The 17,041-nt window shown below is 59.9% G+C and carries 23 protein-coding genes and 2 pseudogenes; 3 read left to right on the top strand and 22 right to left on the bottom strand.

The window, feature by feature from the left end:
- Window position 1: 1 nt before the first annotated feature.
- The 6 genes from ACP15R_RS23005 to ACP15R_RS22980 form a co-directional block, all read right to left on the bottom strand.
- On the bottom strand, window positions 2–793 hold the full coding sequence (locus tag ACP15R_RS23005; RefSeq protein WP_424988338.1) for an ABC transporter ATP-binding protein: 792 nt from the start codon (window positions 791–793) through the stop codon (window positions 2–4).
- Window positions 790–1,581 carry an ABC transporter ATP-binding protein gene (locus tag ACP15R_RS23000; protein ID WP_424988337.1) on the bottom strand — a complete coding sequence of 264 codons (792 nt, stop codon included), beginning with the start codon at window positions 1,579–1,581 and terminating at the stop codon, window positions 790–792. The genes ACP15R_RS23005 and ACP15R_RS23000 overlap by 4 nt, the downstream gene beginning before the upstream one ends.
- The gene (locus ACP15R_RS22995) at window positions 1,578–2,687 is read right to left on the bottom strand and encodes a branched-chain amino acid ABC transporter permease (protein ID WP_424988336.1); all 1,110 of its coding nucleotides are present in this window, start codon (window positions 2,685–2,687) and stop codon (window positions 1,578–1,580) included. Before ACP15R_RS22995 ends, ACP15R_RS23000 begins: the two co-directional genes overlap by 4 nt.
- Window position 2,688: 1 nt before the next feature.
- Entirely contained in the window at window positions 2,689–3,564 is an 876-nt protein-coding gene (locus ACP15R_RS22990) for a branched-chain amino acid ABC transporter permease (RefSeq protein ID WP_424988335.1), read from the bottom strand.
- A gap of 289 nt (window positions 3,565–3,853) precedes the next feature.
- A complete protein-coding gene (locus tag ACP15R_RS22985; protein ID WP_424988334.1) occupies window positions 3,854–5,068 on the bottom strand; it encodes a hypothetical protein in 1,215 nt (404 codons plus the stop codon).
- Between the two features lie 110 nt (window positions 5,069–5,178).
- A complete protein-coding gene (locus tag ACP15R_RS22980) occupies window positions 5,179–5,427 on the bottom strand; it encodes a hypothetical protein (protein ID WP_424988333.1) in 249 nt (82 codons plus the stop codon).
- A gap of 191 nt (window positions 5,428–5,618) precedes the next feature.
- Here ACP15R_RS22980 and ACP15R_RS22975 point away from each other — a divergent pair, with 191 nt between their 5' ends.
- On the top strand, window positions 5,619–5,756 hold the full coding sequence (locus ACP15R_RS22975) for a hypothetical protein (protein WP_424988332.1): 138 nt from the start codon (window positions 5,619–5,621) through the stop codon (window positions 5,754–5,756).
- A gap of 90 nt (window positions 5,757–5,846) precedes the next feature.
- Here ACP15R_RS22975 and ACP15R_RS22970 read toward each other — a convergent pair whose 3' ends face one another.
- The 10 genes from ACP15R_RS22970 to nthB form a co-directional block, all read right to left on the bottom strand.
- Window positions 5,847–6,593: a CbtA family protein gene (locus tag ACP15R_RS22970; RefSeq protein WP_424988331.1), complete on the bottom strand. Its 747-nt coding sequence runs from the start codon at window positions 6,591–6,593 to the stop codon at window positions 5,847–5,849.
- 59 nt (window positions 6,594–6,652) lie between these two features.
- Window positions 6,653–7,036, bottom strand: coding sequence for a nitrile hydratase accessory protein (locus tag ACP15R_RS22965; RefSeq protein WP_424988330.1), 384 nt, complete (start codon window positions 7,034–7,036; stop codon window positions 6,653–6,655).
- A gap of 69 nt (window positions 7,037–7,105) precedes the next feature.
- Complete coding sequence (locus ACP15R_RS22960) at window positions 7,106–7,591, bottom strand: hypothetical protein (RefSeq protein WP_424988329.1); 486 nt, start codon at window positions 7,589–7,591, stop codon at window positions 7,106–7,108.
- Between the two features lie 30 nt (window positions 7,592–7,621).
- The gene (locus tag ACP15R_RS22955; protein WP_424988328.1) at window positions 7,622–8,584 is read right to left on the bottom strand and encodes an acetamidase/formamidase family protein; all 963 of its coding nucleotides are present in this window, start codon (window positions 8,582–8,584) and stop codon (window positions 7,622–7,624) included.
- Window positions 8,585–8,609: 25 nt separating this feature from the next.
- Complete coding sequence (locus ACP15R_RS22950) at window positions 8,610–9,281, bottom strand: ANTAR domain-containing response regulator (RefSeq protein ID WP_424988327.1); 672 nt, start codon at window positions 9,279–9,281, stop codon at window positions 8,610–8,612.
- Window positions 9,278–10,477, bottom strand: coding sequence for a transporter substrate-binding domain-containing protein (locus tag ACP15R_RS22945; protein ID WP_424988326.1), 1,200 nt, complete (start codon window positions 10,475–10,477; stop codon window positions 9,278–9,280). Before ACP15R_RS22945 ends, ACP15R_RS22950 begins: the two co-directional genes overlap by 4 nt.
- A 54-nt stretch (window positions 10,478–10,531) precedes the next feature.
- On the bottom strand, window positions 10,532–11,062 hold the full coding sequence (locus ACP15R_RS22940) for a DUF1097 domain-containing protein (RefSeq protein ID WP_424988325.1): 531 nt from the start codon (window positions 11,060–11,062) through the stop codon (window positions 10,532–10,534).
- A gap of 142 nt (window positions 11,063–11,204) precedes the next feature.
- On the bottom strand, window positions 11,205–11,405 hold the full coding sequence (locus ACP15R_RS22935; protein WP_424988324.1) for a CbtB domain-containing protein: 201 nt from the start codon (window positions 11,403–11,405) through the stop codon (window positions 11,205–11,207).
- Between the two features lie 28 nt (window positions 11,406–11,433).
- Window positions 11,434–12,054, bottom strand: a complete 621-nt coding sequence (gene nthA, locus ACP15R_RS22930) for a nitrile hydratase subunit alpha (RefSeq protein WP_424988323.1) — start codon at window positions 12,052–12,054, stop codon at window positions 11,434–11,436.
- A 78-nt stretch (window positions 12,055–12,132) separates the two neighbouring features.
- Complete coding sequence (gene nthB, locus ACP15R_RS22925; protein WP_424988322.1) at window positions 12,133–12,807, bottom strand: nitrile hydratase subunit beta; 675 nt, start codon at window positions 12,805–12,807, stop codon at window positions 12,133–12,135.
- 544 nt (window positions 12,808–13,351) lie between these two features.
- Between nthB and ACP15R_RS22920 the strand changes: the two genes are divergently transcribed.
- Entirely contained in the window at window positions 13,352–13,726 is a 375-nt protein-coding gene (locus tag ACP15R_RS22920; RefSeq protein ID WP_424988321.1) for a DUF1636 family protein, read from the top strand.
- A gap of 43 nt (window positions 13,727–13,769) precedes the next feature.
- Here the strand turns inward: ACP15R_RS22920 and ACP15R_RS22915 are convergent, their stop codons facing one another.
- The 6 genes and pseudogenes from ACP15R_RS22915 to ACP15R_RS22890 all read right to left on the bottom strand — a co-directional run bounded on the left by ACP15R_RS22915 (window position 13,770) and on the right by ACP15R_RS22890 (window position 16,141).
- Complete coding sequence (locus ACP15R_RS22915) at window positions 13,770–14,156, bottom strand: LysR family substrate-binding domain-containing protein (protein ID WP_424988320.1); 387 nt, start codon at window positions 14,154–14,156, stop codon at window positions 13,770–13,772.
- On the bottom strand, window positions 14,056–14,487 hold the full coding sequence (locus tag ACP15R_RS22910; RefSeq protein WP_424988319.1) for a LysR family transcriptional regulator: 432 nt from the start codon (window positions 14,485–14,487) through the stop codon (window positions 14,056–14,058). Before ACP15R_RS22910 ends, ACP15R_RS22915 begins: the two co-directional genes overlap by 101 nt.
- 11 nt (window positions 14,488–14,498) lie before the next feature.
- Entirely contained in the window at window positions 14,499–14,975 is a 477-nt protein-coding gene (locus ACP15R_RS22905; RefSeq protein ID WP_424988358.1) for a 3-isopropylmalate dehydratase small subunit, read from the bottom strand.
- A gap of 130 nt (window positions 14,976–15,105) precedes the next feature.
- Window positions 15,106–15,450: pseudogene (locus ACP15R_RS22900) on the bottom strand (aconitase family protein); the annotation flags it as partial.
- Between the two features lie 30 nt (window positions 15,451–15,480).
- A pseudogene (locus ACP15R_RS22895) lies at window positions 15,481–15,675 on the bottom strand (aconitase family protein); the annotation flags it as partial.
- The gene (locus tag ACP15R_RS22890) at window positions 15,656–16,141 is read right to left on the bottom strand and encodes an alpha/beta fold hydrolase (RefSeq protein WP_424988318.1); all 486 of its coding nucleotides are present in this window, start codon (window positions 16,139–16,141) and stop codon (window positions 15,656–15,658) included. The pseudogene ACP15R_RS22895 and the gene ACP15R_RS22890, both read right to left, overlap by 20 nt.
- A gap of 11 nt (window positions 16,142–16,152) precedes the next feature.
- Here ACP15R_RS22890 and ACP15R_RS22885 point away from each other — a divergent pair, with 11 nt between their 5' ends.
- The gene (locus ACP15R_RS22885; protein WP_424988317.1) at window positions 16,153–17,040 is read left to right on the top strand and encodes a TAXI family TRAP transporter solute-binding subunit; all 888 of its coding nucleotides are present in this window, start codon (window positions 16,153–16,155) and stop codon (window positions 17,038–17,040) included.
- Window position 17,041 lies beyond the last annotated feature (1 nt).

Below are 17,041 nucleotides of genomic sequence, written 5' to 3'. Positions count from 1 at the left end.
CCTATCGCCAAGTCTTGCGTTGTTTCCAGCGCCGTTGACCGCGTTGGTTTTCATCCTGGCTGACACCAAGATAGAATTCCTGGATGTCCTTGGACGCCGCCAGAATCGCCGCGGAATCGTTCATCACGATGCGGCCCAGCTCCATCACATAGCCATAATCCGCAGCATCAAGCGCCACTTTGGCGTTCTGCTCGACCAGCATCATCGTGACCTTCTGCTCTTTGTTGAGCCGCACGATGATCTCGAAAATCTCCTGCGTGAGCAGCGGCGACAGGCCCAGGCTTGGCTCATCCAGCAGCATCAGCCTGGGACGCGACATCAACCCGCGGCCAATGGCGAGCATTTGCTGCTGGCCGCCCGAAAGGGTGCCCGCGCGCTGCGTACGGCGATCCTTGAGGATCGGAAAATAGGAATAGACCATTTCCTCGTCGGCGGCGATCGTGCCGCGATCCTTGCGGGTATAGGCCCCCATCGAGATATTCTCGGCGACCGTCAGCAGCGGGAAAATCTCGCGCCCCTCGGGCACATGTACGATCCCGCGCCGCACGATGGCGTCCGGTTCCATCGACTGAATGTCGGTCCCGGCCAGCTTCACCGTGCCTTTCTCGGGGTCCATCACCCCCGATATGGTCTTGAGCAACGTGGTCTTGCCCGCGCCATTGGCCCCCAGAACAGTGACGATCTGGCCCTGAAGAACTTTCAGGCTGACACCTCTGATGGCCATGATGGGGCCGTAATAGCTCTCGAGATTGTCGATTTGCAGAACGACATTTTCACCGGCATCCGTGCTCATGTGCGTGATGTCCCCGTCTTGGAAATCTCGCCGGTGCCCAGATAGGCTTCGATCACGGCGGGATGGGATTGCACGTCGGCGGCGGTTCCGGTTGCGAGCTCCTTGCCATCGGACAGCGCCATGACGCGGCCGGACACCGCGGAAACCAGCCCCATGTCGTGCTCGACCATCATCACCGAGATGCCCATCTGCGTCTGGATGTCCTCGATCCAGAACGCCATGTCCTGGGTCTCTTCCACCGACAGGCCCGAGGCGGGTTCATCCAGCAACAGCAGCTTGGGTTCGGACGCCAGCGCCCGGCCCAGCTCGACAACCTTGCGCACCCCATAGGGCAAGCCGCCGATCATCTTGTCACGGTAATGTTGCAGGTTCAGAAAATCGATCACCTGTTCAACCGCCTCGCGGTGGCGCAGCTCTTCCCGGTAGGCTCGGGGCGAGAACACGATATTCGACATAACCCCGGTCTGACGGTGCCGGTGACGTCCGACCAGCAGGTTCTGCAAGACCGTCGCCTGTTCGAACAGCTCGATATTCTGGAACGTGCGCGCGATCCCAAAGCCGGGCACCTGGTCCGCCGTGTGGTTCAGCAGATCGATGCCGTCGAACGCGATGCGCCCCTCTGCCGGGGTGTAAAACCGCGAGATCATGTTGAAGATCGTCGACTTGCCGGCTCCGTTCGGCCCCACCAGCGCGAAAACCTCGCCCTCGTCGACCCGCAGCGACACGCTGTCAACCGCGGTCAGACCGCCAAACCGCAGGGTGACATTATCCATTTCAAGCAAGCTCATTGGACACGATCCGTCTTGAGGTATGACTTCTGCCGTTTGAACATGTCTTTTCGGTAGAACGGGAACAGTTCGAAATAAGTGCGGATCTTGAGCCAGCGGCCATAGAGCCCCATCGGTTCGAACAGGATGAAACAGATCAGGATAAGCGCGAACAGCGCACTTTCCAGGCCGGGCACGTTGATGTTCACATCAAACGTCGTCGCCAGAAACGAGCGGCCATTGGCAATGGCGACAGGGATGATCCCGACGATGACAGCGCCGAAAAACGCCCCGTGGATGAACCCCAGGCCGCCGATCACGATCATCAGCAACAGCGTGATCGACATCACCAAATCAAAGGTCTCGTTGGTGACATAGCCCGCCGAATGCCCGAACAAAGCGCCCGCCAACCCCGCCGCGGTGGCCGACAGAAAGAACGAGGTTGCCTTGGTGCGGGTCAGGTTGATGCCCATCGCGCGCGCCGAGATTTCGCTGTCGCGGATGGCGGTAAAACTCCGCCCCGTGGGGGTCCGCAGCAGGTTGCGATAGAACCAGACCAGCAGGATGGCGACAAACAGCACCAGAAAATAGAATTTGAACGGCGTGGCGTAGCGGTTGATTTCCATCCCGAAGATATTGATGTCCGGCACCGCTGCCCCGGCAATGCCGCCCGTCCACGGCTCGGCCATCACGACAAAGTCGCTGGTCAGCATCGACATGGCAAGCGTCGCCAGCGCCAGGTAGACACCGTGCAGCCGCAAGACCGGCAACGCGATCAGGGTGCCCAGGGCCCCGGCAATCAGCCCCGAAAGCGGAAAGGCGATCACCCAGGGCACCCCCGCCCCCAACAGGTTGATATTCAGGTAACAGCCAAGCGCCATAAAGGTCGCGTGGCCGAGGCTGGGCAAACCGGTATGCCCGGTCAGCAGCATCAGCCCCATGCCCGCGATGGCAAGGATCAGAACGCCGGTGATCTCACCCAGCAGGTAGGCGTCACCGATCGCGACGAAATAGAGCGGCGTGGCCAGAACCAGAAGCAGCAGCAACAGGCCGTACCAGACCGCCTGTGCGCGGTGCTTGAACAGGCGGATATCCGCGTCATACGACGTCTTGAAAACAAAGCGCATCTTACACCTTCTTCCGCTGCGTCTGGGAAAAGATACCGCCGGGCCGGAAAATCAGGATCAGCAGCAGGATCGCATAGGGCGCAATCTGGCTGACCCCGGGCGGCCCATAGCGCGAAGCCAGCGGCTCGACGAGGCCGATGATCAGCCCCCCCAGAAGCGCACCGGGCAGCGATCCGAAACCGCCGATCGCAGCCGCTGCAAAAGCCTTGATCCCCAAGAGTCCGGTCGATGGGTCGATGGCCCCCTTTGAGGCAAACAGGATGCCCGCGACCGCCGCAACCATGCCGGACAACCCCCAGACCAGACTGTGGATGCGTTTGACCGGGATGCCCATGTAATAGGCCGCTAGCTGGTTCTGCGAGGCCGCCTGCATCGCCAGGCCGATCCGGCTGCGCGAAAAGAACAGGTAGAACAGGCATGTCAAAATCGCCGTCACGATGACGATCATCACCTCGTCAACGCCCAGCACCACGCCGCCCACACCGATTTCCCGGCCCGCGAACGGGGTTTCGAGCGAGGTCGGCTCGTGACTCCAGAATGAGCCTGCGGCAAAACGGATTATGAACCCGACCGCGATCGTCAGGATCACGATCGAGGTCTGTGACTGGCCGAACATATGGCGCAGAATGCCCCAGTTGAACAGATAGCCGAACGCCCCCATCACCAGGATCGACAGCGGAACCGCCAGCCAGAAATCCAGCCCCATATACTCGTGATTGGTAAACCCGATGCACACGAATGCACCAAGCATCATGAAATCACCCTGGGCGAAATTCACCGCTTCGGTGGCCTTGTAAATCAGCACGAACCCCAGGGCGATCAGCCCATAGACGCACCCGTTCGCGAGTCCACTGATGACGAGTTGTAGAAAATCCACCGCGCTCCTCCCAAAGCTTAGGTGAGTCACGATAGGCAAATTTGCCGGTCGTCAAAAAGTATTTCTGACTCATAACCGCACGTTACGCAGCGTTATTGCCCTCTCGCAAGGGTACCATATGACTGGGACGGTGCGGCATGCGCTCTTGCGCGCCCGTTTTGGACGCCGGAAACCGGCCCCTGACAATCGGGCGGTCACGGCCGGGCGGGCTGTCAGGCCGTCAGGCGGCAGAACAGCGCGGCAGCGAGACGGCCGCGTTCTACCAGGCTGTCGATTTCGATATGTTCATTCAGCGTGTGCAACGCCTTCCCCCTGACGCCGATGGAATCGAGCGTGGGCAAACCGAGAACCCCCCCTGCCCCGCATCCGGGTGGGGCAGGGTTGCCCGCACGCTGTCGCCGATCCCCGCCCTCCCGGGAATCCGCTCGACCCGGGCGCCAAGGACCGCCAGTTCATGCTGCGCCAGATCCATCATCCGATTGACGGCAGCCGCATCAAATGTCGGGCTTTCGGTTTCGATCCAGGGCCTGAGACCGGCGAGCATCTCATCGGCATCAAAGGGCAGGTCAAGCGGGTTGGTCACGGGATGGGCCGGCACGTCACGGATGCGCCTGACCCCGAGGTCAAAAACACCGAACCGGTTATACCCTGCGGCAACGTCGTGAAACCGCTTTGCCTCGATACACCGGGACAGGTCTATTTCGGCAAAAATCAACCCTTTGTCTTCGGTGGTTTCCCCAATTTGCTGCCCGCTTGGATCCACAAAGAAACTTGGGGCACGGCTGCACCCATCCAAAAGCGCCCCGAGTTCGGCGACACCGCCCGCCACGGCTTCGGTGGCACGCCTGTCAAAAGGCGAAGCGACAACGATGCCAAAGCACTTGGCCTCAAAGCAATGACCCGCGGCACGGATGTGGTTTGCCGCGCGATTGTCATAGTTCAGGGCGTCCTCTGATGGGCGGGTCGGCCAGACCGGAGGATAGGAAGATATGTGGAGTTGCTCTCCCGGCGCAATGAGGCTGCAACGCGAAAGAGGGTTGGCATTTACCCAGCCAAATGTCCAGAGGGTCATCAGGGTGATGTATTTCCCTGCCCCGCCGTCAAAGGCGAAAAGTTCCGGTTTGGCGGTGGTCGCCGCAAGCCAGCCTTCCGACCAACCCCCGGGGCAACCAATGACCAGCAGCATCGCTCCAATCATCAGGAGCGCAAATATGAAACCCTGGATCACATCGGTCCGGACCACGGCACGGCTCCCCCCGACAAAGGAATAGACACCGACGCAGAGAGCGATCAGCAGAACTCCCAGGTAAAAGGTGATCAACCCGCCCGAGATGGAATTCAGCGCTAGCGCGATGCCGGTAATCTGGATGGCGGAATAGGGAAAGAGCAACCAGTTCACACCTGTCTTATGGTAAAATCCGGGCCCGCCAAGGAACGCGAATGTTGAAAACCACCTGGCGAACATCGTGCCGACAAGCATCACCGTGTTCGCGCCGCGCCCCATCAGGAACCAATCCTCTGGGTCGTCCTGTTTGTTCGTTTGTTAGGCCCGGTATGCAATGTAGAACATCAGCGCCAGGTACAGGCCGATGCCCAGAAGGGTGAAGGCGGTTGTCATTGCCACCCCTCCTCTGTGCGGCGGCTTTCCATTTCAACCCAAGCCAAGCGGCGGGTCACGAAATAGGCGAGCCCCAGAAGGCAGTTCAGCGAAAACACCCCATAGCAATAGAGCACGGTCACCGGCATCCCGAGCAAGCCCGACTCTGCACTGTTCCCGAGAAGGTCAAAGACCGGCAACAGGGCAAGGCGGCGCGCATATGGGCAGGCGGTGAACGGTGCTTGCGTGGGGCCAGATCGTTTCACGGTCTACCCAATGGCGTGCAGGCGATGCCATGGGGGAACCGTTTCGACGCCGCCCCTCGCTGGCTTTGCCGTAGAGATGTGGAAAGGGGATTCAGGGTCCGCTTGGACACGAGCACCGGTCTTCGCCGAAAAGCCGGTTGTCGTCGCCGGGCGTCTGAGAAGTCTATCTGCCCAACCTGCGGCAAAATGCAGTGTCCCAGACAACCGGCCGCGTACCCAAAGCCGTACCGGGTCTGAAAGGGCCGGAACGGGGCCGCCCGCCCTATCGCATCGTGACCGGATTGGGCACCACGCCCGACGGCCTGACGGGGTTGACGCCGCCCTCTTGATTGATTTTGCGGGCCGTCTCAATGCGTGAAACGACCGGACCAGCCGTCCGGTCGCTTCATCAATACGCGCCTGCGAGGCGAAGCCCCTGCTCAGGACAGGCCAGCTTGCCCGTGGTTGACATGCCGGTTGTACAGCCAGCCCGCGCCAAGGCCGATCAACAACCAGAGGATCAGGCCGTGGGTCAGCGCAGCGACGGAGAATTCGGCCGACAGATGCGCCGGAATGGCCGAGATTGCATGTGCGTCATCGGCGAGTTGTGGCGCGCCAAACGCATGTGGTGCCACGATGAGCAAGAGGCCAAAGGCCAGCTTTAGCGGCGTTGTCAGTGCCTTCGCCGGGCTTGTGAGCACCCAGAGTCCCCCCGCGGTCAGCACGACCGTCGCGACCCACCACAACTGGCGGCTCTCCAGCGCAGCCGCGTTCATGCCAGGCAGTTCGGGAGGCAACCCAAAGAAGGGTGCGAGGCTGAAGGCCATGAAACCGGCGCCGCCCCAGATCAGACCAGACCGGGCATTCACCGCCCCACCCCGCAGATGCATTGCCGCAACCAGAAGCATCGCAAAACCGATCCCCGCGAACAGGTTTGCCGCGACTGTAGCCGCTGTTCGCTCGGCGCCGTCATCCGGGGCCCATTCTCCGTGGTCACCATGCGCGTGCCCGTGGCTGTGATCGTGATCGTGGTGCCCCGCGACAGCCGCCCCGTCCGCCGCATCGGCGACCTCGAATGTTTCTGCCTCCAGTATGAGCGGCACCACATAGACCATCTGAAAGACCGTCGCACCAATCCCGCTCAGAAGGCCGACAAGCAGTGCAATACCGACAAGTTTCTTGACCATTTCATGTTCCTTTCCCTGGTAGGCCCGGATCGCGGGCATGGGCGCCGAGCAAATGCGCTTCAGCTATAATTGGCGAAGAATGAATATTCCCGTTTGCCGCTGGTGATTTCATCCGTCCGCTGGTCGATCTCGTCCTTGGTCACCATGCCTTTCTGGATGGCCAGGTTCTCGAGCGCGGCAAGCCATTGTTCGTAGTAAACCCAGGATTCGTCATTCAGATCATGAGAGTTTTCCCAATCTCCGATCGCGTTGATCAGGTTCTTCCGAAAGTCCTCGTAGTCGATGACCTTCTCTTCCGAGAAAGCCAGCACGATACCAAAGGCCCTGCTTTGCCAGGGTTCGTCGAACTGGAGACGATCACACCGCTTGGGGGGCGCGGCCTTGCTGCCTTCCAGGCCTTTCACAAAGCGCTCTTCCATTCCGGCGACTGTTTCTGTGGTCATTTTCATAACTCCTTGCGTCAGGTATTGTCAGGGGCTGAACGCCAGCACGTGCGCCCCATTTTGCGTCCTTCATCCGGACCGATCTCTGGACGTGTTCAGGGTGATGCTGTCGGCGACCGCCCGGCCATCGACCGCCAGGCTCTTGTGGTCGTTCGAAAACAGCCCCACCCTGATCTGAACCTGGCCGGCGGGAAGCTCGGCCAGATGAAACCAGTTGCCATAAAGCCGCCCGAGCTTTTGACCATTCACATAGATATGCCCGTGCCCTTCACCCACGACGTGGGCCGCGCCGCTTGCGGCGGGTGCAAAGGCAAAGTTTGTGGTTTGGACATGCAGATTCCACCCCTGGCCGGGGTCGCGCAGGACCGAAAGCACGATCGTAGGAGCCTGCCCGGCGGGCAGTTCGATGGTTTCGTGATGGGCGTGGACATGCGCATGATGCGGCGCATCGTGTTGATGCGGCCGCGATGGGTTCCCCTGCCCGCTGGCCAGCACATAGCCGGCACCGCTCCCTGCAGCGACCCCAAGGGCCAGTGCCGAAACAATCATGTTCATGTGACTTCCTCCTTCCGGGGTCCGCGGGGGTTAAACCAGGTAGCTCTTCAGGACCGAGGCACCCACCGTGTATTTTGGATCGACAATGTTGCCGACGCGAAGCCGGCCGGCCTGGGTAAGAAAGAAATACGCCTCGTACACGTCCCAGCCGTAATCCTTCATCATCCAGTGGATCAGCTCGCGATAGGCAATGCGGGCGGCATCTTCCAACGGGCGCGCAGAGCCAAGAGTCATGATGAAGGTCTCATTCTCGAGCCGTGGCCACGCGATCGGACTTTGCTTGATAAGATCGATCTGCAGCGTCACCGTCGCCGGCATTTCGACAGCGGTCCCACATAGCTCGCCATCGCCCTGCGCGGCATGGCAATCACCCAGGTAAACATAACCGCCCTTGGCCAGCACCGGGAAATAGACGATCGCGCCGGGCGCGACGTCGGGCACGTCCATGTTGGCCCCCCAATAGTCAGGTTGCAGCGAAGATACCGCCTCGATTTCCGGGCTGACACCAAGCGTGCCGATGAAGGGCTCGTAGGGCAATGTGATCCGATCGTTGAACTGAATGCCCTCCTCGGTGACATTCATCTTCATCACCTTTTCCGGCAGCGGATCATTCAGCATCGCGGTATTCGCGGTTCCGACGAGTCCGCCAAATTCCGGGATCAGCGCCGCCGTTCCCACCGGCTGAGGGCCGCGCGGCTTGATCGAGTGGATGCGCACGGCAATAACATCGCCCTTCTCTGCGCCCTCGACATGGATCGGACCACATTGAGGATTGAGAAAGGGCACATTCAGCCGCTCCGACGGGCTGGCCGAGGTCGAGTCCAACTGCCCTTCAAAGGCATCATGGGTGTCGGCCACCACGATGTCGCCCGGCTTGATGTGCAGCACCGGCTTGGCAAAAGGGCCATAGACATAGTGATAGGTGCCCTGCACGTCTTCAGTCAGCCTGTGGGTCTCTCCGGCGACACCTCGCGCGACTCCCTTGGTCGTCATCCAGGAATCTTTCATCCAATCCATTTCATCGTCCTCCGGAACTCATTGCCGGACCCTGCTCGTTCGGTCCGTTGCTTGTTGGGATTGAGGTGTCCCTCTGCTCTGCCAATGTCTTGAGCGGCGTTAGGGAACCCGAGTTTTCGATCTGTTCACAGAGGAACTCGATCGACACTTGCAGTCGCATTGCCTCCGAGCGCAGCAGGTCATAGGCGCCCTTGCTGTCGATGTTCATGCAATCCTGCACCAGCGTGATGGCGGTCACGACCGAAGGTCTCGCCCGGATCCGTGCGGTCAGGTCTGCGACCCTGCGTTGCAACCGGCTCCGCAGCTCGAAATCATGGAACGCGATGGCAAGTGCCGAGAAGATACCGTTTGGTTGCAGAGGCTTGACCAGGTAAGCCGAGGGCAACTGCCCCAACGTCCACTCGATCCTGCCCGGTGCCTCGCTGCCCATGAGTGCAATCAGCGGAACCGGTGCCTCGCCGGGCACCCAGGAGAATTGTTGGTCATAACCCCGGTCCGCGTCAAAAAAGACAACCCCGTGATCACCCGGAGAGACATTGTCCGCCGGCCAGCGACATTCCGCCTTGACCCCCAATCGCCCCAGCTGTGCCAGCAGGACGGCCGAATTGTCGCCGGGCGGATGAACGATCAACGCCCTCAAGCCGCGAAAGTTTGGCAGAGCGCGACGTTTCACAACGCCACCCTTTCGTCAGCCGGACGTCTGGCCGCAAACGTGTCGAAATCAACATCCACCAGATATGGATCCGGCCGCAGCGGGGCATCATAAGTGTGGAAGATTTCGAATTGACCCGACGGATTCGATACCGCGAGCGCCGGGGTCAAATAGCAATGGTTGTTGCCCCGATCGATCCAGACCCGGCCCTGCGGTGCGTCGAATTCGATCTCATAGAGCGCCGATTTGACGGCATCCAACTCTTGCGTGCCAGCCTTTTGCAGCGCACGTGCGAGAAGATGGCAAGTGTTGTAGGCCGCCTCTGAGTCCGCCGAGGTGACGCCTTGCGCACCGTAGCGCCGCTTGTATCCGCGAATGAAACGGGCGTTCTGCTCGCCCGGGGTGGATTGAAAATAGACGCTGGAGGCGATGTGGCCCGCGGCGGCATCTGGCGCTAGCCGGGTCAATTCCGGTTCGGACAACGTATGACTGCATACAGGCATGATGTCGCAGCTCAGTTCAGGATGCGCCAAACGCGCCTCTTGCATGGCGCGCATGAAGCTTTCGCTCGAGATGCCAATCAGCGAGTTGAAAACATAAGACGGCTTGTACCGGATGATCTCGTCGATGAACCTGCCGACATCAACCGATCCCACCGGCATGTAGCGTTCCCAAAAATCCCTGGCGCCGTGTTCGGTCACGCATTCGCGCATGATCCGGTTGCTTTCCCAGCCCCAGATATAGTCGGACCCGATGCAATAGGCCCGGTTTCCAAAATGCTCCAGCATATGCGCCATCAATGGCACGATGTGCTGGTTCGGCGATGCCCCGGTATAGATGATGTTGTTGCAATGCTCGAACCCCTCGTAATGGGAGGGGTACCAGAGCAACCCGTCATATTTTTCAAAAACCGGTGTGACTTCCTTGCGGCTGGACGAGGTATAACACCCGATCACATGTTTCAGCCCGCCCTGCTTGAGAAGTTCGCGGCAGATCGATTGATAGGCCGCGAGATCTCCGCCGGGATCGACGATGACCGGATCAAGCTGAAAGTCGAATTGCGGGTCTGCATTTACTTCGGCAACGGCCAGCAAGGCCCCGTTCTGCAATTCGCGGGCGATGCCTGCATAAGGACCCGAGGTGGAAAAGACGATGCCGACGCTGATCTTGTCTTTTGGGTCGCTCGAGTTTGTCCCGATGTCGTTTTGATTGTTCATCTGCGATCGCCCTTGTTGATCTTGCTTGGTTTCCTATGGCTGCGGATGGCCGCCCTATCCCGCGACCTCGGCTTGCCCGACCAGCAGGTCCGAGCCCTTGGCCGAAGCCAGCGCGAAACAGGCCCCCAGGAACATGGATAGCGGAAGAACGAAGTAGGAGCTTGCAAAACCCAGGGACAACAGCGCATCCGTGGAGAAGCGGTCTGGGGTTTGCAGCAGGAATGCAAAGGTTGCCGCATAGCCAAAGGTGGTGCCGGGAATCGAGGCCAGCGCCGGAATATTGGCCGCCAGAATATAAATTGCGATGCTGACCGCCACGACCAGCGCCGCCCAGACCGCGCCCCCGATAACGTCTCCCAGCGGCACGGCAACGATGACCAGCGCCGTGGTCGAGGCGACGCCTACGCCGAATGCATTGGAAATGACCGTGTCACGAAACGCCGGCGCATTGCCCCCCAAAGCGTAGAAACACGCCCAAGCGACAAAGGCCGCCCAGATAAGGATGGTTCCCACTGTCAGAAAGAACCAGACAGCAACAAACCCACAAAGCGAGACGCTGATCGCCAGCGAAGTGATCTTGGACATGACATTCTCCGTGCTTGCCGGGCGCCATTGGCGGCGCCGTTGAATTGCTATGGGTGGTGCGCGGTTGCGCGGCAGACCCTCCGCGGTGTCCGGCGGCCTGCGATCTGACCGCCCGCGAGGCGGTCAGACCGGCATGTCTTGATCAGTGGCAGGGAAAGCCAATTGCATGCCGCGTGTCATGCGCCGCGTTATGCGCCATCGACGTATTGGCAAGTCCGACGCCAAAGACAAAGACGGCGCCCAGGGCAATGAGCATGATCGACGATCCGAGACGCTCGGAAACGCTCCCCACGTCCTGCTCCCCCGCGGTCGCCGCCCCATTCTGCATTGTGTTCATGTTCATCTTACAATTACTCCTGAATATGGTTTCGTCAGTTGACGGTCACGAGGTCCAGCCCCTGCATCGCCTCGGTCGAGATGAGATCGGCGAGCTCTTCCTCGCTCCATCCATCGGTTCCCTCCGGGCGGGCGGGAATGACAAAGAACCGGATCTGCGCGCTGCTGTCCCAGATCTCGATCTTGGCCGAAGCGTCGAGCTCGACATTGAATTCCTTGAGCACCTCGCGCGGCTCGCGCACAATGCGGGCGCGAAAGGCCGGGTCCTTGAACCAGTATGGCGGCAGCCCGAGCAACGGCCAGGGCCAGCAGGAACACAGGGTGCAAGTCACGATATGATGCACCGAATTCGTCGACTCCACGGCCTTGAGATTCTCGCCTTCGATGCCGTCACGGATGCCAAGCTCGGCAATCGCGGCGTTGCAGTCCGCCAGCAGGCGCGCCTTGAATGCCGGATCGACCCAGGCCTTGGCGACGACCTTGGCACCGTTGAACGGCCCCATTTCCGTATCGAAGAAGTTGATGACGCGGTCGACCGTATCCTGCCCGATCAGGTTCTTTTCCCGAAACAGGGATTCGAGCGCCTTGGTGCGGGCGGCGTAATAGGACTCGGTCTCTCGAAGGTGATGGTGGTGGCCATCGTCTTTGTCAGACATGATCTATTCCTTGATTTCCAGAGTTGAGACCGGCCGGGACAAAGTTGCACCCCGACCGTTTGCATGGGTGGAGAAACCTCAGGCGGCTTCCAGGTAGGTTTCGAAGACTTCGCTATAAAGCGCATCATCGGTGTCGGGCCGTTCGGGCCAGATGTCGCGTGTCATGAATTTGACGCGATAGATCGGTTGCGGCGTGCTGATGCTGTCGGTGGGCACGCTGTCAGTATACAGGATCGCCTTTGGATAGACTTCTTCCACCACGCCGACCTTGTTGCGCAGATAGCCGATCAACCGGGTATGAACCGCCGAGGCCGGATCAAGCACGCGAACCTGTTGGCCCACCTTGAAGGTCGGGTTCATGGCAACGTCGCGATATGGGTTGTCGCCGGTGAACATATATTCGACCACCTGATCGGTCACCGCCGGGTTCCCGGTTTGCGGCAACGGTGCGTCGGGGTTTTCGAGGTAGTGACTGGTCCGCTCTTCGAGCTCGGACTCGTTGATATAGTTGCGCTCGATCAGGTAGGCACACATGCCGCCGAGCCATTTGATGTAATAGCGATACTTGAAATAATCGAGCGGGCTCATCCCTTCGGCTTTGACCCGCAAATGCGGCCAGGCCCAGATGCCCGTCCCCATCATGCACATGTGCACGCCGAAAAGCTGTTTTTCCCATTCTTCGACGAAGACCCGCTTCTCCGTGCTGACCGGGCCAACATTTTCGAGGCCACCTAGATATTGTTGCAACTTCATTGTCGCTCCTCCGTGCTGAGCACAAAAAAACCCCCATGATCCAACGGATCGCGGGGGCCACATTGCCGTGCGCTTATCGCGCCTATTTTGCGGATCAGTCGGTGCTGTATCCGTGCTCCAAGCGTGGCACGCTCATTGCGATGCAACAAGAAAAAATATCACAACCAACCCGAAAACCCGCGATTTCCACAAGGATTCACGATCGGGCGTGAATTTCGCTTAAAATTTCATCGTATATTTTTGTGCCTTATTACAGCATGTTAACTGCATATTTCGAGAAGATTCCTACAGACTATCCCATTTCGCCTAATATTTAATCGACCACCCAAAATATCGAGAGCCGGGGCTTCAACACGCGCGAATCATGTCAGACAGCGCCACGAGAATGCCGCGAAACAGGCCAGCACCGCGTCTGGCACCCATCGAAATCACAGCAAGGAACCAGCCCCAGCAGCCCGGAAAATTCGCGGATCGCTACCCGCTCGACAAGGCCACCCGATACACGCACACTCGGATCACAATGCAGGCAACCGTGGATCACGACATGAGCACACCCACCCATATCGTCCAGATCTGCCGCTCCTGTCATGTGCGAGATCAGGACCCGCAAGGCCCCGGCTTTGCTGACGCGTTGCGCCTGGCGCTCGCTGACCATCCGGACATCCGGAACGTCGTGGTGGAAGACTCCCGATGCATGCTGAATTGCGGCGAACCGCTTGCCTTTGCACTGAGCTGCACCGGGAAAATGGCCTATGTGTTTGCGGATCTGCGTCCCGAGCACGACCTGGACAACCTGCTGGCTCTTGTCAGGCTCTACTGGCAAAGCCCAACAGGTGCGATCACGGACGCACGCCCAATCGGTCGCCTGCGCCATTGTTTGAAGGGCCGCCTGCCTGTCGCGATGGCAAACAGGACGTAAACCCTTGGCCCATGGGCTCCGCCAACTTGAGTGTCCACGGCGGTCACGTCGAACGAATACCCTCAAACAGCCCTTTCACAATTTCGATGAACGCGCTGACGAGGTGCGAATTGCCTTTGGCACGGCATGCGATGTGCAACTCAATGCGCTTGTCGCCGTGTTCATAGGGCACGAAAGCGACGCCTGCCGGTGCTATTCCCTGCACCCAAGCAGGCACCAGGCCAATCCCCAACCCATGCGCCACGAATTGCAGCAGGGTGGATTTGTCGATCACCTCGCATATGATTTTGGGCTGGCAACCGGCAGCGCGAAACCCACTCCAGAGCATGTCATGCAGGATCAGGCGCGCATGTCTGGGGTAGCCGACAATCGGCTCGTTCGCGATGTCCGCCGGGCAATGCAGCTTCGGAGAAATCCTTGCGCAACTCAATCAGCGCGGTCGGCGGGATCATGGAAATGGCCTCATCCACGCCGCTGATCCGCAGAAGTTTCATACCCTCTTTGGATTTCTGCTTTGCATTCGAAACCGAGCGCGACCCATCCGCCAGGATGCGCTTGGCATCCCTCAGGAAATCCGATCCCGCCCGGGTCAGGCTGACCTGCCGCGTCGTCCGAAAAAAGAGCGCCGGGCCAAGTTCATGTTCCAGAGCCGCGATACGATCAGAAAGCGCCGATTGGCTGAGACCCAGACGCTCGCCTGCCTTGCGAAAGTGACGTTCCTCCGCAACGGCCACGAAACATTCCAGTTGCCTCGGATCCAATTTCGCACTCCTTACTTGACTACGTTGACCCGCATCCTGTCGGTCAGGCTTGCCTCATAGGCACCGATGGCGTCGGCATATTCAAGCGAATCCAGCGTGTCATCGCCGCCCCGGATCAACCCGGTTTGCGTTGCGCCATCCATCTTGAAAGGAATGACCAGATCGCCCGCGGTGATGGACCGGGCCGCGATATCAATCGTGATCCGGGTGCCGCCGGGGTCGCTTGCCAGTTGCAAAAGCTGATCGCGTGCTTGGGGTGTGACGATCGGCAGGACCAGACCGTTCTTGCGGGCATTGTCATAGAACATACTCGCAAACCCGGTGCCGAAGGCGCATGTAATGCCCAGTTGTCCCATTCCCCATACCGCATGTTCGCGGCTGGACCCGCAGCCGAAATTGTCGCCAACGATCAGGATTGTCGCCTTGTCCCAAGGGGCCTTGTTCAACACGAAGTCGGGCCGGGCCGCGCCCCTGTCGTCAAAGCGCAGATCGGCGAAAATGCCATCGGCAAGCCCCTCGCGGATAATCGTGATCAGGAACCGTTAGGGCATGATCACATCGGTATCGACATCGGCCAGCGGCAGCGGTGCCGCGAGGCCGGTTACGGTCGTGGGCATCTCAGGTCTCCTCGGAAGCAAAGCTGCGGACATCGGCAAGATGCCCGGAAATGGCGGCTGCGGCGACCATGGCCGGGCCCATCAGATGGGTGCGGGCACCCTGCCCCTGCCGGCCTTCGAAATTGCGGTTGGTCGATGAAGCGAGCCTTTCGCCGTCCATGGCGATATCGTCATTCATCGCAAGGCACATCGAACAGCCGCTTTCCGGCCGCCAGTCGAACCCTGCCTCGCGGAACACGCGGTCGAGCCCCTCTGCTTTGGCTTGCAGCCGCGTATAGGTCGAGCCCGGCACGATGATCGCATTCACGCCCTCGGCCACTTTGCGGCCTTTCAGGATCCTGGAGGCCTCGTCATGCGGGTCGCGTTGACGCGTGGCATTGACGTGGTCGACGACCGCCAGATGTGCCTCGGGCCGCCGGACTCCAAGCCCCTTGTGATCAAGACCCGAAAACGCCTGCGGGCTGGTGTATTCATTCATGATGTGAAAATCGACATAGATCAGCATGTCGTCATCGGGCAGGTCGCAGACCTTATGCGCATCGACCAGTTTGTCATAAAGCGTGCGGTTCATTCCGCGATCTCCTTCGTCTTGCTGTGGCGGGCAACAACACCATCATTTTTGCCGCGATTTCATCCGGGATTTCTTCGGCCGTGTAATGCGCGGCATCGACCTCGTGGCAGGTCACGTTCTCGGCTCTCTGCGTCCAAAGGGCGGCGGCGCCAAAGCAGCGCCCGATGACACCCTTCCTTGCCCAACAGGCCAAAAGCGGCATGGCAAGCTTGCGCCCCCCGTCTTCGTCGTCATGGCGAATGTCGATGGTCGCCGCGGCGCGGTAATCCTCGCAAGAGGCGTGGATTGCGTCCGGGTTGCGAAACGCTCCAAGGTATTCCGCCAGGGCCGGTTCGGCAAAGGGGTTCTCTCCGCCCTCCTGGTTGAAGCACTTCAGTTTCCAGAAATTGTCGGGGTTCTGTCCGATCATGGTTTCGGGGATCGGCTTGTCCTGCATCAGGGCGCAGCAGCAAGACCGGGATTGCAACGGAGGACACCATGACACTTACGAAACTGACCGCCAGCGTATTGGCCCTTGCGGCGGGCACGGCGGGCGCCCTGGCCGAGGAACTGGGCATTTCCGGCGGTGCAGAGATTACCGGCGGCCCGATGCAGAACATGGCGCTGGTCCATACCGGCGAGATCGCCTTTGGTCTTGCGACGCTCGGGCCGGCATGGGAATCGATCAATGGCATGAACCCGATCGCGCCGGGCCTGCCGATGACCAATGCCTGTGCGATGTTCCCGATGTACCAGACGCCCTTCTCCATCACCACGCTGAGCGCGTCCGGCATCACTTCGGTGGCAGAAATCCCGGCTGGATCAACAATCGGGTTTGGCCCTGCGGGATCGACCTCGGACACCTATTTCCCCCGCATGATGGAAGAACTGGGCGCCACCTTCGAGCGCCGCAACGGCGGCTGGTCCGATCTGGGAAGCCAGCTTCAGGACGGTCTGATTGACGTGGTCGCCTTTGCCGCCGGCGTGCCGGTGCCCGCGGTCAGCCAGCTCGAAGTGCAGACAGATGTGAATATTGTCGAATACACCGAAGACGAGCAGGAGGCCATCATCAATGCCTTCCCGGTCTCGGCCTTTACCATACCGGCCGACACATACACCACGCTCGGCCAAGAGGCCCGTTCCGTCGCGATGTGGAACTTCACCATTGCCAACTGCGACCTGCCCGAGAGCTTTGTCTATGCAGTTGTCGATGTGGTGATGTCGGACAATGAGCGCATGGTAAAGATCCACCGCGCGGCCGGCTCAACCATCCCCGAGAACTACGAGCGCAACAATGTGCTGATGTGGCATCCGGGCGCGGCGCGCTGGTTCATCGAAAATGCCGGCGCAACGATCGATGACAGCATGATCCACGGCGACATGTAAC

This window comes from Microbulbifer sp. S227A (assembly GCF_049800935.1).
Note: the sequence above shows the minus strand (reverse complement) of the source record. Positions and strands in the feature narration are given on the sequence as shown.